The organism is Phytohabitans maris, assembly GCF_031085175.1.
Classification (GTDB): Bacteria; Actinomycetota; Actinomycetes; order Mycobacteriales; family Micromonosporaceae; genus Phytohabitans; species Phytohabitans maris.
Genome location: NZ_JAVHUY010000012.1, coordinates 32,329 through 47,477, shown reverse-complemented (window position 1 = coordinate 47,477; position 15,149 = coordinate 32,329). Strand labels below are relative to the sequence as shown.

At 75.2% G+C, this 15,149-nt stretch carries 13 protein-coding genes; 1 reads left to right on the top strand and 12 read right to left on the bottom strand.

The genetic code is table 11. The features are described 5' to 3' along the window. Positions 1 to 48: 48 nt before the first annotated feature. Positions 49 to 1,002 (top strand): hypothetical protein, encoded by a 954-nt coding sequence (locus tag RB614_RS14615; protein ID WP_308713022.1) that lies wholly within the window; start codon positions 49 to 51, stop codon positions 1,000 to 1,002. Here RB614_RS14615 and RB614_RS14610 read toward each other — a convergent pair. From RB614_RS14610 to RB614_RS14555, 12 genes are all read right to left on the bottom strand, one after another. Beyond that, the gene (locus tag RB614_RS14610) at positions 989 to 3,097 is read right to left on the bottom strand and encodes an acyltransferase family protein (RefSeq protein WP_308713021.1); all 2,109 of its coding nucleotides are present in this window, start codon (positions 3,095 to 3,097) and stop codon (positions 989 to 991) included. The genes RB614_RS14615 and RB614_RS14610 overlap by 14 nt on opposite strands. Beyond that, positions 3,094 to 4,572: a hypothetical protein gene (locus RB614_RS14605; RefSeq protein WP_308713020.1), complete on the bottom strand. Its 1,479-nt coding sequence runs from the start codon at positions 4,570 to 4,572 to the stop codon at positions 3,094 to 3,096. The genes RB614_RS14610 and RB614_RS14605 overlap by 4 nt, the downstream gene beginning before the upstream one ends. Next, complete coding sequence (locus tag RB614_RS14600; RefSeq protein WP_308713019.1) at positions 4,553 to 5,749, bottom strand: glycosyltransferase family 4 protein; 1,197 nt, start codon at positions 5,747 to 5,749, stop codon at positions 4,553 to 4,555. Before RB614_RS14600 ends, RB614_RS14605 begins: the two co-directional genes overlap by 20 nt. Positions 5,750 to 5,882: 133 nt before the next feature. Continuing rightward, entirely contained in the window at positions 5,883 to 6,728 is an 846-nt protein-coding gene (locus RB614_RS14595) for an HpcH/HpaI aldolase/citrate lyase family protein (protein ID WP_308713018.1), read from the bottom strand. A 5-nt stretch (positions 6,729 to 6,733) separates the two neighbouring features. After that, positions 6,734 to 8,197, bottom strand: coding sequence for a dihydroorotase (locus RB614_RS14590; RefSeq protein WP_308713017.1), 1,464 nt, complete (start codon positions 8,195 to 8,197; stop codon positions 6,734 to 6,736). Between the two features lie 3 nt (positions 8,198 to 8,200). Next, positions 8,201 to 9,616, bottom strand: coding sequence for an MmgE/PrpD family protein (locus tag RB614_RS14585; protein WP_308713016.1), 1,416 nt, complete (start codon positions 9,614 to 9,616; stop codon positions 8,201 to 8,203). Then, complete coding sequence (locus tag RB614_RS14580; RefSeq protein ID WP_308713015.1) at positions 9,609 to 10,445, bottom strand: cyclase family protein; 837 nt, start codon at positions 10,443 to 10,445, stop codon at positions 9,609 to 9,611. The genes RB614_RS14585 and RB614_RS14580 overlap by 8 nt, the downstream gene beginning before the upstream one ends. Positions 10,446 to 10,481: 36 nt before the next feature. After that, positions 10,482 to 11,681 (bottom strand): CaiB/BaiF CoA transferase family protein, encoded by a 1,200-nt coding sequence (locus RB614_RS14575; protein WP_308713014.1) that lies wholly within the window; start codon positions 11,679 to 11,681, stop codon positions 10,482 to 10,484. Further along, positions 11,674 to 12,495 (bottom strand): IclR family transcriptional regulator, encoded by an 822-nt coding sequence (locus RB614_RS14570; RefSeq protein ID WP_308713013.1) that lies wholly within the window; start codon positions 12,493 to 12,495, stop codon positions 11,674 to 11,676. Before RB614_RS14570 ends, RB614_RS14575 begins: the two co-directional genes overlap by 8 nt. Positions 12,496 to 12,510: 15 nt before the next feature. After that, the gene (locus RB614_RS14565; protein ID WP_308713012.1) at positions 12,511 to 12,957 is read right to left on the bottom strand and encodes an Ohr family peroxiredoxin; all 447 of its coding nucleotides are present in this window, start codon (positions 12,955 to 12,957) and stop codon (positions 12,511 to 12,513) included. Further along, the gene (locus RB614_RS14560) at positions 12,954 to 13,769 is read right to left on the bottom strand and encodes an alpha/beta fold hydrolase (protein ID WP_308713011.1); all 816 of its coding nucleotides are present in this window, start codon (positions 13,767 to 13,769) and stop codon (positions 12,954 to 12,956) included. Before RB614_RS14560 ends, RB614_RS14565 begins: the two co-directional genes overlap by 4 nt. Further along, positions 13,766 to 15,145, bottom strand: coding sequence for a M20/M25/M40 family metallo-hydrolase (locus RB614_RS14555; protein ID WP_308713010.1), 1,380 nt, complete (start codon positions 15,143 to 15,145; stop codon positions 13,766 to 13,768). Before RB614_RS14555 ends, RB614_RS14560 begins: the two co-directional genes overlap by 4 nt. Positions 15,146 to 15,149 lie beyond the last annotated feature (4 nt).

Genomic DNA, 15,149 nt, shown 5'->3' with positions numbered 1-15,149 from the left:
GTGCCGCGTCGGGGGTAGCGTCGACCCGGGCCGACGAGGGGAGGCACCGTGTCGCAGCCGGTCACGCGCCGCGTCGCGGTGGCGCTGCTCGCGGCCGCGGTCGCCGGCTGCGGCAGTGAGCCAGGTCCACCCGCGGCGGGGCCCACGAGCGCTCCCCCGCCCAGCGCCGGCCCCACCGCCGCGCCGTCCACCGCGCCGCCCGCGCCGCCGCCGGCCGCGTCCGAGCTCCCGCTCGGCGGGCGCCGCATCTTCCCGGCGTACCGGGTGGTGGCGTACTACGGCACGGCCGGCAACCCGGCGCTGGGCGTGCTCGGCGAGTCCTCGCCGGAGGGGATCCTGCCCCGCCTGCGCGGCGCGGCCCGCGGGTACGGCGCCGGCGGCCGGCCGGTCCAGGTCGCGTACGAGCTGATCGCGACCGTCGCCCAGGCCAGCCCCGGCAAGGACGGCCGGTACCGGCGCACCATCGACCTCGCCCGGATCCGCCAGTACGTCGAAGCGGCCCGCCGGCACCGGCTGCTGGTCGTCCTGGACGTCCAGCCGGGGCGCAGCGACTTCCTCACCGAGGTCGCCAAGCTGCGCCCGTTCCTGGAGCAGCCGCACGTGGGGCTCGCGCTGGACCCGGAGTGGCGGATGGCGGCCGGGCAGGTACCCGGCCGCACGATCGGCCGGGTGAGCGCCGCCGAGGTCAACCTCGTGTCGGCGTACGTGGCGGGCATCGTCCGCGAGCGCGGCCTGCCGGAGAAGCTCTTCGTCCTGCACCAGTTCCGCGCGTCGATGATCCCGGACATCACCCGCGTACAGGCCCGGCCCGGCCTGGCGATGGTGCAGCACGTCGACGGTTTCGGCACCCGCGCGGAAAAGGACGCCACGTTCGGCCGGCTGCGCCGGCCCGGGCAGTTCCACATCGGATACAAGCTCTTCTACGACGAGGACGTGCGGATGTACACGCCTCGCGAGGTGCTCGCCTTCCGCCCCTCCCCCGAGTACGTCAGCTACCAGTAGCGCCCGCCCGGTCCAGCTCGGCGCGGAGCCGGGGCGCGAGCGACCGCGCGTAGGTGGCGGTCAGGTGGTTGGTGTCGCGGAAGACGATCACCTGGCCGATCACGGCCGCGCAGGGCGAGGTCGGGCAGATCGCGTCGCTGAGGTCGACGAAGCGTACGCCGGGCAGGTCCCGCACGGCCTCCGCCTGGGCGGCGCCGGCGCCGCCGAGGGCCGCCTCGCGGGGGTACGCGCAGCGGGTGAGCCGGTCGACGTTCGCCGACACGCAGGCCGCGGTGTCGGTGCCGGGGTACGGCGTGTCGCGCAGCGCCGCCACGCGGAGCCCGGCCGCCGCGAGCTGCCGCCACCGGCCGCGCAGCCCTTCCACGTACGCGGTCCAGCCGTCTGCCGCGTCGAGCAGGTCGCCGTCCCGGATCACCCGGTAGTACGAGCTGGTCACGACGACCAGGTCGGGGCGGTCCGGGCCGGTCAGGGCGGCCAGCACGTTGTCGTTCCAGCGGGCGCAGCTCTCGTACGGCCGGTTGGTGCGGCCGATCGCCACCCGCATGTCGGCGAGGGGGCAGGACGACTTGGTGTACGTGGTGACCCGCCAGCGGTGCTCCTCGGCGAGCACCTCGAACGCCGGTACCCACTGGGTCGCGTGCGAGTCGCCGACCAGCGCGACCGACACCTCACCGTCGTCGGGGCCGAAGACGCAGGTGAGCGCCGCGTCCTCGGACTCCTCCTGGTGGCAGCCGAGCGCGTAGGAGCTGGGCACGTCCTCGCGTACGGCGCCCGGGTCGGGCTGGATGCCGTCGACCCGGTCGGTCGCCGCGCCCTTGGGGTCCCCGGCCGGGCGGGCGCGCAGCACGGCGGCGCCCAACGTGGACGCGGCGTCGGAGCCGCCGGCGGCGGTGTCGGTGCCGGTGAGCGCGGTCGAGCCGGTGACGGTCGGGCGGTTCGCCGGCCAGCCGACGAGCTGGAGGAAGAGCAGGGCGACCACGGCCGTCGCGACCGTCGCCAGCGCGCCGGAGCGGACCGTGACGGCCGGGCGGTGGCGCAGGTGGCGGGAGCGGCGGATCGGGTTCTCGACGAACCGGTAGGTCAGCCACGCCGGTACCGCGGCGGCGGCCACGACCGCGACCGCCGGGCCGGGCCGCAGCGGGCCCCAGGCGGACTCCGCGACGACGAGCGCCGGCCAGTGCCACAGGTACAGCGAGTAGGAGAGCGCGCCGACGGCCCGGGCCGGGCGGGTGTCGAGCAGGACGCCCGGTCCCGCCCGCCCGGCGGCGTGCCCGCCGACGACGACACCGGCCGCGCCGAGCGTCGGCAGCAGCGCCACGTACCCGGGGAAGGGTTCCGACGTGCTGGTCACCACGACCGAGACGGCGACCGCGGCGAGCCCGGCCCAGCCGAGCGCGACGGCGGCGGCGCGCGGGAGGCGCGACAGGTGGGCCCAGGCGACGGCGACGACCGCGCCCAGCGCCAGCTCCCAGCCGCGCGTGGCCGTCGCGAAGTAGGCCCCCTCGGGGTTCACGGTGGACTGGTGCACCGAGACGGCGAACGACCCCGCCGCGATCACGAGGATGGCCGGCAGCAGCAGGCGTTTCGGGTCGCGGCCGCGGCGGGCGCCGAGGAGGCACGCGGCGAGGACCAGCGCCGGCCACACGAGGTAGAACTGCTCCTCGACCGAGAGCGACCAGTAGTGCTGCACGATGCTCGGCGCCTCGCCCTGGGCGAGGTAGTCGGTCGCCTGGTGGGCCAGCCGCCAGTTCAGCAGGTACACGGCGGCGGCCGCCACGTCACCGGCGGTGTCCGACCAGCGGATCGGCGGGAGGAAGGCGTACGTGGCGACCAGCGAGACCAGCAGCACGACGCAGGCCGCGGGGAGCAGGCGGCGGGCGCGGCGGGCGTAGAAGTCGAGCAGCGAGACGCGGCCGTTCGCGCGCACCTGGTCGAGCAGCATCCGGGTGATCAGAAACCCGGACACGACGAAGAAGACGTCCACGCCGACGAAGCCGCCGCCGATGCCCGGTACGCCCGCGTGCCAGAGCAGCACCGCGACGACCGCGACGGCGCGCAGGCCCTCGATGTCTCCACGAAAACCCTGGCGTGTCATCGACGACTCCCCTCCGGTACCGCGGCGACGGTGGACGGCGCGGGCCGCTCGCGGCCGCCCCCGACGGCGACGAGTACCACGGCCGCGAGCGGCATCACGTGCTTCAGGCAGAACCAGACCAGGTTGTCCGCGTCCCAGGAGAGCGCGCTGATGGCGATCACGGTCACCGAGGGCGCGAGCAGGCGGCGGGCGAGGTCGGGCGAGGAGCGCGCCGCCGTACAGAAGCGGCGCGCGGCGCGGACGACCAGGCCGAAGAGGGCGAACGAGAGCAGCCCGCCGAGCGGCCCGAAGTTGAGCACCGCCTCGCCGGTGATCCCGTACACCCGGGACGAGCGGAGCCCGGCCTCGTAGGCGCCGCTGCCGAAGATCGCGTCGGTGCCCGCCTCGACCTTGCCGGGCGGCGGATCGGGCGCCAGCCACTGCGGCACCGCGAACGCCGGCGCGGTGAGATAGGTGGCGCCCATGGCGGGTGCGGCCTGGCCGGTGCGGATGCGTTCGAGGACGAGCGCCTGCACGTCGGCGCGGGCCAGGTCGCCGAGGAGCATCGTGGGCAGGTCCCGCCCGGTGCGGTCGGAGATCTCGGCGACGGTGCGCTGCCCGCGGGCGATGTCGAGCACCTGCGTGCCGGCGCCCTTGTAGAGGCCGTAGGCGTACATGAAGGTGACGAAGACCAGGGCGAACCCGACCAGCGTGCGGCGCCGCACCTGGCGTACCAGGTAGTGCACCAGGATGAGGCCGGCGAGCACCGGCCAGACGGTGTTGTTGCGGCTGCCGCGCGCGCCGGAGACGACGAACTGGGCGGCGGCGAAGACGAGCAGCAGGAGCGGTACGAGCGCGGGGTGGCGGGCCAGCACCTCGCGCCACCGGAACGTGACGAGCGCGAACGCCACCAGCGGGAACGACTCGGCGACGATCAGCACCCAGCCCAGGCCCTCCAGGTCCGCGCGGTTGCCGGTCATCGTCGAGACGAAGCCCTGCCAGCCGCCGAGCAGCGCCACCTCGACGGCGAAGGCGCCGACGCCGACCGCGACCGCCGCCAGCCCGGCCGCGTAGAAGGTGCCCTGGCGCAGGAGCATGGCACGGGTACCGCGCCGCGGGCGCACCGCCAGGACGGCGCGGTAGACGGCCAGGCCGGCGGCGTTGAGCAGGGCCATGGCGCCGAGGGCGTCCCGCCAGTCCCCGGCCGGAAACGACTCCCGCATCCAGTAGTCGCAGAGCACGTGCAGGATCGGCGCCAGGTAGAAGAAGTGCAGGCCGAGGAGGCCGACCAGCGCCTGCGGGTCGAGCACGTCGCGCCGGCGGCGGAGCCAGTCGACCACGTCGACACCCACGAGTACGCCGCAGACGGTGACCGGCACCAGAAACCAGTGGCCCAGGCGCGGGTCCACCACGGCGAGCACCAGGCTCGCGGCCGGTACGACGGTGGCGGAGAGCGCCGCGCTGAGGTGGCGCGCGTCAGCGAATGGCGAGGTCATCGTCGCGGCTCGCGTCCACGGTCGCCCGGACCGCACGGTAGAAGCTGGTCCGGCGGGGGGTGAGCCGGTCGGCGGCGAAGTCGCGGGCCCGGCGCAGGTTTCGCTCGGCGGCCGCCTGGCACCGCGCCTCGTCGCCGAGCAGGTCGGCGATGCGGTGGGCCAGCGCGTCGGGCCGGCCCGGCGGGACGAGGAAGGGCGGGTCCAGCAGTTCCGGGATACCGCCCACGTCGGAGCCGACCGCCGGCAGGCCGCGGGCCATCGCCTCGATGAGGGCGCGCCCCTGGCCCTCGGTGCGCGACGGCATGACGAAGAGGTCGGCGCCGTCGAGCAGGGCGCGGACCGGGGCCCCGGCCGGTACCGTCCCGGCGAACCGGACCCGGTCGGCGACGCCGCGTTCGGCCGCCAACCGGGCCAGCGCCGCCCGGTGCCGCCCGTCGCCGACGTGCAGCAGGCTCACCTCGCGGTCGGGCAGCAGCGCGAGCGCCTCGACGAGCGTGTCGATCCCCTTGTACGGCTGGTCCAGCGAGCCGACGGAGACCAGGCGGCGGCCGCCACCGGCCCGGACCCGGTCCGCGAACGCCGCCGCGGGAAGCTCCACACTGGAGTAGCTGGCGGTCACCGCGCCGGCGCCGGCCGGGTAGCGGGCCTGGAGCACGTGGTCGGTGACGTAGGCGACGGCGGCGGCGGTGCGGCACATCCAGCGCAGCCGCCGCGTGTACCACCAGCGCAGTGCCGGGCGCAGCGGGTGCCGTACGGCGCCGGGGGCGAAGACCGTGTCGGGGTCCCCGACCACCTCCAGGGCGTACGGCCGGCCGGCCCGGTGCCGGGAGCGGGTGAGCATCGCGCCGAGCGCCGAGGGTACGCGCGCGACGACCGCGTCGCCCGCCCCCGCGGCCCCGACGACGGCCCGCCGTACGGCGGCGGCGCGGGCGGCGAACCGCGCCGGGCCGACGTACCACGGGACCGGCCAGACCTCCACGCCGTCCCCGTCGACCCGGGCGGCGCCCGCCGGCGGGGCCGGGACGTCGCGGACCCGGGCCACCACCCGGACCGTGTCGAAGGCGGTGAGGTACCGGTCCCAGAACGAGCGCGTGGGCGGGGTGCGGCTCCACACCTTCCCGTCCGGCGTGCGGTCGAACCGGGCCTCGACCGACACGACGACGCGGCTGCCCGTCATCGCGCGGGCACGCCCTTCACATCCACGAAACCGCCTCCGTGTCCGCCCTTGTGACCCCGCATCTTAAACACGGACATAGCGGTATTTTGGAGGTTTCAGCCGAACACGCGTGGATCAGTACCTTTCCGGGTGGTCACGGCGTGGAGCGGGCACGGCGGAGGACCTCGGCGGCGGCGCGGACGACCGCCCGGTCCAGGAGCCGGCCGTCGGCGTCGGTGGCCACGCCGGAGCCGTCGCGTTCGGCCCGTTCCATCGCGTCCAGTGCCCGCCGGGCGGCGGCGACCTCGGCGGCGTCGGGGGTGAAGGCGGCGTTGATGGTCGCCAGCTGTCCGGGGTGGACGGCGCTGCGGGCCCGGAAGCCCTGCCGCAGCAGGATTCCGGTGGTCCGCGCCAGCCGCGCGGTGTCGCGCAGGTCGGTCTCGACCGGGCCGACCGGTGCGGTGATGCCGGCGGCGGCCGAGGCGACGACGACCCGGGAGCGGATCGCGGCGAACTCGGTGCGGTCCGGGTCCGGCCGGATGCCGAGCTCGCCGGCGAGGTCGGCCTCCCCGATCCCGAGCCGCAGCACCCGCGGCGCGGTGGCGACCCGCGCGCAGTCCAGGACGCCGCGCGCCGTCTCGATCAGCGGGACCACCGGGAACGTGCGGTCGGGCAGGCCGAGGCGGCGTTCGGTGTCCCGCAGCGCCCGGTCGAGGTCGTGCAGGAGGTCGGGCTCCGCCTTCGGCAGCCACACGCCGGCCGCGGCCGGGGTCAGCACCCGCAGGTCGGCGTCGAGCCGGTCGGCGTTGACCCGTACCCACAGCGGCACGCCACCCGGCGGCGCGGCCAGGTACCCGGCGACCACCTCCCGGGCCCGCTCCTTGGCCGCCACCGCGACCGCGTCCTCCAGGTCGAGCACCAGGGCGTCGGCGCCCCGCCCCGGCGCCTTGCGGATCAGGTCCGCCCGGTCGCCGGGGACGTAGAGGTAGCTGCGGGCCACCGCCACTAGTGCCCGGCCCGCGGGACGTACCGGCCGTGCGGTGTGCCGGTCACCTTGCCGTCGACCAGCACGTGCTCGCCGCGGACGAACGTGTCGGTCACCCTGGCGGTCAGCTCGAAGCCCTCGAACGGCGTGTACTCCTGTGTGGACTGCGAGTCCTCGGCGCGCACGGTCCAGGTGGCGTCCGGGTCGACCAGGCAGACGTCCGCGTCGTACCCCTCGGCGAGCGCGCCCTTGCCGTCCAGGCCGAAGCGGCGCGCCGGGTTCCACGAGGTCAGCGCGGCGGCCCGGGACAGCGGCAGCCCGCGCCGGCGCCCCTCGGTGAGCAGGCCGGGCAGCAGGTACTCGGCGCCGCCGAAGCCGGACTTGGCCAGGAACACGTCGTCGCGCGGCTCGCCGAACTTGAGCTCGTCGCGGCAGCAGGCGTGGTCGCTGACCACCCAGTCGACCTTGCCGTCGAGCAGGTGCCCCCAGAGCGCCTCGACGTCCTCGCGCGGCCGCAGCGGCGGGTTGACCTTGCCGCCGAGCCCGTGCGCGGTGGTGATGTCGGCGAGCAGGTGGCCGATGGTCACCTCGCGGCGGAAGTCGATGTGCGGGAACGCCTCGGCCATCCGCAGCGCCGCGTCGAGCGCCTTGGCGGAGGAGAGGTGCAGCAGGTTGATCGTGGGCAGCCCGGTCTCGTGGGCCAGGTACGAGGCGATCGAGACGGCCAGCCCTTCGGAGTGCGGCGGCCGGGACGCGTGGTACGCCTCCAGTCCACGCAGGACTCCCGCCTCCTCGACCCGCCGGGTGTACGCGCTCATGATCTCGGCGGTCTCGCAGTGCAGGGAGAGCGAGATGCGGTCGGCCAGCTCGGGGTGGCGTTCCCGGGCGGCCTGCACGCCGCGCATGACGAACTCGAAGTGGGCGTAGTCGTACCGCTCCCCCTCCGGGATCATCAGGAACGAGTTCTGGTCGGCCGAGCGGCCGTGCAGGCCGTGGCTGCCGTAGAACATGAAGATCTTGAACGAGGTGACGCCGTACCGCTCGACGAGCTCCGGGATCTCGTCGATGTGCCCGCTCATCATCGGCGCGAGGTGGAAGCCGTAGTCGATGTACGAGCGCCCCTCGCTCGCGGCGAGCACCCGGGGGAAGAAGTCCGCGTACGGGCCACCCTGGTTGAGGTAGTACTGGCCGGTGCGCATGTACGTCAGCGCGGTGGTCACGCCACCCTGCGCCGACGCGCGGCTCTCCGAGGCGGTGTCCTCGGCCAGCGGGTTGTAGATGCCCCAGTGCTGGTGCGCGTCGACCACGCCGGGAAACGCGAGCCGCCCGCCACCGTCCACGATGGAGGCCGCCTGCGCCGGGTCGATGCCGGGCGCGATCCGGGCGATCCGCCCGTCCGTCACGGCGATGTCGACCGCCTCGGGCTCGGGCCGGTCGTGGTGGACCGCGCGGACGTCGCGCAGCAGCAGGTCGAAGGATGTCATCGCTTACTCCTCGAAGGATCGCAGCAGGCCGGTGAGGCGGCTCACGTCCGGCGCCGAGTCCAGCCGGCCGATCTCCCGTTCGACCAGGGCGGCGGTGTCGGGCGACAGGCGGCCGGAGACGTTGTGGTGGAACTTCAGCGCCAGCTCCTGTGTCGAGAGTGGACGCTGCGGGCCGCCCCGGTTGGCGAGCACCTCCTCCGTCCACTCCCGGCCGTCGCGGGTGGTGATCCGCAGCACCGCCGGGAACTGGTCGGGGAAGATGGCGTCGCAGCGGGCGTCGGGCACCACCTCGACCCGCGCCATCAGGGCACGGCGGGCCGGGTCGTTGGCGAGCGCGTCGGTGAAGTCGTCCGGGCCGACCCCCAGCACCCCGCCGCCGTACAGCCCGGCGACCACCGCGTACGGGCCGCTGAACTGGGCCTCGTACCCGGTGCGCGGGGCGCGCTTGCGGTCGATCGGCTGCCCGATGGTCCGGATGACCGGCGCGGGTACGCCCAGCGTGATCGACTCGATCTCGTCCAGCGGGAGGCCGCGCAGCCGCAGCGCGGTCGCGGCGTCGATGGCGGCGTGGGTGAAGTGGTTGGCCGGGTACGGCTTGAAGAAGATGCCCGGCACCGCCCACGCCTCGCCGAGCCCGTCGACCACCTCCCCCGGCTCGAACTCGCCGCGCAGGAACGCCTGGAAGAAGCCGAACCGTCCCTCCAGGACGGTCGGCGGGCCGCTGATGCCGTGCCGGGCCAGGCTCGCCGCGGCCACGGCGGCGTGCGCCGCCCATCCACAGTGGAGCCGCTTGACGGTGCCGCCGGTGCGGTTGGACTCGATCACGCCGGCGGCCATCGACGCGGCGACGCCGAGCGCGTCCAGGGTGCGCTCGGCGTCGAGGCCGAGCAGCCGGGCCGCGGCGACCGCCCCGCCGAGCGTTCCGCAGATGGAGGTGGCGTGCTGGCCGTGCTCGAAGAAGACCGAGTTGCCGGCGGCCCGGTCGTAGCCGGCCATGCCGAGCCGCACGCACACCTCCAGGCCGACCGCGATGGCGGCCACCGCCTCCGCACCGGAGGCGCCGGTGAGCTCGGCGGCGGCGAGCGCGGCCGGTACGACCGAGGCGCTGGGGTGCAGCACCGACGGCAGGTGGGTGTCGTCGTAGTCGAGCGAGTGGGCCAGCACGCCGTTGGCGAACGCGGCGAGCGCGGCCGGGACCGGCTCGTCCAGGCCGATCGCCCTCGCCTGGCCCCGCCCGCCCTGCTCGCGCACGTACGCCAGGGCCGCCTGGCTGGTCGGCAGCGGGTACGCGGCGACGCAGAGCCCGACCACGTCGAGCACCCGGCGGCGGACGCTGTCGACCACCTCCGGCGGGAGCGCGGCGGCGGGGGTGTCGGCGGCGAACCCGGCGACCCGCCGCCCGAGCGTCGGCTCAGCCACGGGCGACCACCGCCAGCGGGCGTACCGGCGAACCGGTCGCGCCGAAGATCGGCAGCGGCGCCATGATGAACGTGAACTCGTACACCTCGTCCCGGGCGAGCTCGTCCAGCGCCATCGCCTCGACCAGGTAGACGCCGTGCTCCACGATCAGCACCCGGTGCGCGGGCAGCGAGGCGTGCCCCTCGCCGGGACGGAGGCGTTCGAACGCGATCGTGTCCGCGCCGGCGGCGTGCACCTCGCGGGCGGCGAGCCACTGCGCGCCGGCGGTGCTCACCCCGGGTACGCCGGACTCGAAGCCGACGTAGCGGGTGCGGTCCTCGTGGTCGAAGAGCCGGCCCCAGCCGCTGCGCACCAGCGCGACGTCGCCCGGCCCGACCGGAGTGCCCTGCCGGCGCACCGCGGCGTCGAGGTCGGCCGGCGTGATCTCGTACCCGGGCGGGCAGTCCTCGCCGAGCACCGCGGGCACGTCCAGCAGCACGCCGCGGCGCAGCATCGGCGCGACCGTGTGCACCCCGAGGTCGGCGAAGCGGCCGCCGACCTGGGCGTCGGCGGCGTCGGCCCCGCCGTACAGCCGGCCCTCGTGCGAGACGTGCGCCAGCGCGTCCACGTGCGTACCCACGTGGGTGCCCATCACCAGCAGGTCGTTGGCGGCCGAACCGCCGTCGGCCCGGACGCCGTCGCCGTGCCGGCGCGGCATGCTGAGCCAGAACGGCGGGTGGTTCGGCGACTGCGGCATGCCGATCGTCAGCAGCCGGCCGAGGTCGTAGATCTGCGCGCCGCCGCGTACGGCGTCGAGCAGGCGGTCGGCGGGTCTGGCGGTGATGGTCACGGTTCCTCGCGTTTCAGCAGGGTCTCTGCGGCGACGTCAGGCGACGACGCCGCGGGCTCGGAGAGCGGCGATCTCGGCCGGGTCGCAGCCGAGCTCGTCGATCAGCAGGGTGTCGGTGTCGGCGCCGGGACCGCGCCCGGTGAACCGGATCCGCCCGGGCGTCGCCGACATCCGCCACATCACGTTGTGCATCCGCATCGGGCCGAGGTCGGGGTCGTCCACCACGGTGAGCATCCCGGTGGCCCGCACGTGCGGGTCCTCGACGATGTCCCGGGCGTCGTAGATGGGGGCCACGGCCGCGCCCGCCTCGGTGAAGGCCCGGGTCACCTCCTCGCGGGTGCGGGCGCCGATCCACGTGCCCACGTACCCGTCCAGCTCGTCGGCGTGCTCCGCCCGCCCGGCGCCGCTGCGAAACCACGGCTCGTCGATCACCTCGGGGTGGCCGACCAGCTTCAGCACCCGTTCGGCGATCGCCTGGGCGCTGGTCGAGACGGCGACCCAGGCCCCGTCGCTGGTCCGGTACGTGTTGCGCGGCGCGTTGTTGATCGAGCGGTTGCCGTTGCGCCGCTCCACGACGCCGAGCTGGTCGTACACGATGGGGCTCGGGCCGACCGCGGCCATGATCGGCTCCAGCAGGCTCAGGTCGACCACCTGGCCCTGGCCGCCGTGCCGTTCCCGGTGCCAGAGCGCCATCATCACCGCGGACGAGGCGGCGATCCCGCAGATGCTGTCGGCCAGGCCGAAGGCCGGCAGGGTGGGCGGCCCGTCCGCGGCGCCGGTGAGGTGGGCGAAGCCGCTCATCGCCTCCGCGAGGGTGCCGAAACCGGCCCGGGCGGCGTACGGGCCGGTCTGCCCGAAGCCGGTGATCCGGGCGACGACCAGGCCTGGGTTGACCTTGTGCAGCTCGTCCGGGCCCAGCCCCCAGCGCTCCAGCGTGCCCGGCCGGAAGTTCTCCACCAGCACGTCGGCCCGCTCGGCCAGGCGCAGCAGCAGGGCGGCGCCCTCCGGGGCGGAGAGGTTCAGCCCGATCGTGCGCTTGTTACGGGAGATCTCCTTCCACCACAGTGGATGCCCGTCCTTGGACCGGCCGTGGCCGCGCATGCTGTCGCCGGCGGTCGGGTGCTCCACTTTGATCACGTCGGCGCCGTAGTCGCCGAGGATCTGGCAGCAGAGCGGCCCGGCCAGGATCGTGGAGACGTCCAGCACCCGCATGCCGGCCAGCGGCCCGTCACTCACCGGCGCCACCTCCCAGCCGTGGCGGCCGGTAGCCCAGCTCCGCCGAGATCTCCGCGGCGGCCGCGGCCACCAGCGCGCCGTGCGCCGCGCACGCCTCCGGTGTGAACCGGTCCTGCGGCCCGCAGAGCGAGATCGAGCCGAAGACGTGGCCGGTGGCGTACCGGACCGGGGCGGCCACGCTGCCCGCGCCGTTCTGCCGCTCGCCGATACTCACCGCGTACCCGCGCAGCCGGATCCGGGCCAGCTCCTCGCGAAGCAGGTGCGGGTCGGTGATCGTGTACGGGGTGACCCGGGCCAGCGGCTGCCCCAGGTACTCGGCGATCTCGCCGTCCGGGAGCGCCGCCAGGATCGCCTTGGACGACGAGCCGGAGTGCAGCGCGTGCCGGGTGCCCAGCGACACCGACATGCACACCTCGTGCGGGGAGAGCACCTGGTCGATGTAGACCCGGAACCAGCCCTGCCGCACCGAGAGGGTCGCCGTCTCGCCGCTGTCGCGGACCAGCCGGCCCAGGTAGCGCCGGGCGGTGTCCGGCACGTCCAGGGCGCGCAGCGCGGCCAGCCCGACGGCGAGCGCGCCGGCGCCGAGCCGGTAGCGCTTGGTCTCCTCGTTGAAGCTGAGGAAGCCGTCGGCCACCAGCTCCTTCAGGATCCGGTACGCCACCGCCTTGGGCAGCGCCAGCTCCCGGGCGATCGTGGAGACGCCGAGGGTCTCCGGCGCCCGCTCGGCGATGATGTTGATGACGCCCAGGGCCCGGCCGAGGCCGGAGCGGATCCGGCTCTCGTCGCGCTCGGCGAGCGATGTGGTGGTGGTCATGTCCAATCCTCGATCTCAGGAGCGGCCGTCGACCCGGATTGTCACGGGCGTGTTGCCCCGCACGGCGTTGGAGTACGGGCAGAGCCGGTCCGCCGCCGCCACGACCCGTTCCAGCTCCCCTTGTGGACAGTCCGGGGCGGAGACCGCCAGCTCGACCGCGATGGCGTACCGCTCGTCGGCGGTACGTCCCAGCGAGACCGAGGCGGTGACGCTGGTCGGGCCGGTGCTGACCTTCTCCTGCCGGGCGGCCACCGCGAGGGCGCTGTCGAAGCAGGCGGCGTACCCGGCGGCGAAGAGCTCCTCCGGGTCGGTGCCGGGCGCGTCCGGACCGCGCTGCGCCGGGCGGGTCAGCTCCACCTGGAGCGCCCCGGTCAGCGAGCGCGCGCTGCCGCCCCGGCCACCGGTCACCTGGACGGTCGCGACGTACAGGACGTCGAGCGGCACCGCGGTCGGGACGGTCATCGCGCCGCCTCCGCCAGGCCGAGCTGGGCGGCGACCGCGTCGGCGAACGCCTCGGGCTGCTCGCCGGCGACGAAGTCGGTGCCGCCCGGGATGGTGACCAGCGGCGCGTGCGGCAGCGCGGCCCGCACCACCGGACTGAACCGGTGGACCAGGTCGGCGTCGCCGTGCAGCAGCACCGTGGGCACCTTGGCGAGGGCCTCGGTGTCGACCACGTGGTCGAAGACCGCCCGGTACGCGGTGGCGTAGTCCGGGCCGGTCAGCAGGTACTCCACGACCTGCCGGCCCGCCTCCTCCGGGGTGAGCCGCGGGTAGAGGCCGTACACCCGGTCCCAGATCACCCGCAGGTGCTCGCCGTCCCGGCCGGGCGTGTAGCCGGGCGCGTACGACGCCTTCTTCTCGGCCCGCTCCCGCTCGTCGTAGAGGGGGAGCCCCTGCAGGACGAGCCGGCGCACCCGGTCCGGGGCCTGGAGCGCGGCCTCGGCGGCGATGACCGCGCCGGTGTGCTGCCCGAGCAGGTACACATCGGAGAGTCCGAGCGCGTCGGCGGCCCGCCACAGCCCGTCCGCGTACTCGGGGATGCTCCACGGCCGCGGCGGCGGGTCGGACATCCCGAAGCCGGGGGTGTCCACCGCGACCACCCGCAGCCCGCGGGCGGCGAGCGGGGCCAGCGCCGGGTCGTAGGTCGCCGACGACAGCGGCGACTGGTGCGCGATCAGCAGCACCGGCGCGCCGGCCTCGCCCGCCTCCCGGTAGTGCACCTGCCCCCACGGCACGTCCACGTACCCCCGACGCGCGGCCCCCCTCGCGTTCACGCCAGTGCTCCCATCGCCGCCATGACCTCCACCACGTGCCTGATGCCCGCCCGGTAGTCGTCCAGGCGGATGTGTTCGTTGGGACCGTCCACACCGGAGTCGTCGCGGGACACCCCGACGCCGACGATCGGGCGCCCGGCCAGCACGCCCTGGTTGCCGATCCACTGGGTGTACGGCTCGACCACCGGCTCGGTGCCGTAGACCCGGCGGGCGGCGTCCGCGACCAGCGCCACGAACGGGTTGCGGTGGTCGGTGGCGTTGGGGCGGCTGACCGCCATCACCTCGACGTCGACGTCGCCGAAGCCGGTCGCCTTCAGGTGGTCGCGCACGGCGGCGAGCACCCGGTCGGGGTCCTGGCCGGGTACGAGCCGGATCTCCACCTTCGCCGACGCGGTGGCCGGGACGCCGAGCGTGATGTCGTCGCGCATGTCCCCGCCGCCGAACCCGGTGACGGTCAGCGTCGGTACGGTGCGGATCGCGACCGCCGCGGCCGCGTCGTCCAGGTCGCCGGTGAACCGCTCGACCCCGGCCCGGCGGCGCAGGAAGTCGCCGTCGAAGTCCACATCGGACAGCAGCTCCCGCTCCCGCGCGGTCAGCGGCCGTACGTCGTCGGCGAAGCCGGGCACGGTCACCGCGCCGTCCGGCTCCTGGAGCTGGGCCAGCGCGGCCGCCAGCCGGGCCGTCGCGGCCGGCAGCAGCGCGGTGTTCTGGCTGGTCAGGTCGCGCGGCAGGGTACGGGCGGTGAGCCGCAGGTAGAGCACGCCCTTCTCGGCGAGCTTGAGCAGCGGCCGGTCCCGCCGGTCCACCCAGGAGTTCTCCCAGAGCGTCCCGTCGCTGGCCAGCCGGTCGGCGTGGGCGCGCACGAACGAGCCGAGCCCGGGGCTGTGCAGCCACTGCTTCCCCTCGACCAGGAAGCGGCTGGTCACCGGCGGGGTGAGCCCGGCCAGCCGCCAGGCGGCGACCGCGTGGATCCGGGACATCAGCGCGCCCTTGTCGTCGGCGACGCCGCGGGCGTAGAGCCGGCCGTCGCGCACCCGCGGGTCGTACGGCGGGCTGACCCAGTCGGCGTCGTCGCCGGCCGGTTCGACCTCCACGTCGTAGTGGGCGAAGTGCAGCAGCGCCCGCTCCCCCGCGCCGCCGATCTCGCCCAGCACGTACGGGTGGGACTGCTCCCACGGCACGACATCGGCGGTGCCGCCCCACCGGCGTACCGAGCCGGCGATGAACTCGGCGGCCCGGACCATCTCCGCCGGCTCCTGCCGGCGGCTGCGGATGCGGCACAGCTCCCGCAGCTCCTCGACGAACTCGTCGAAGTGCGCGTCGACCGCGGCCAGCGCGGCGGCGGTGTCGGGGTTCGTGGGGTCGCTGGTCGTCATGGAG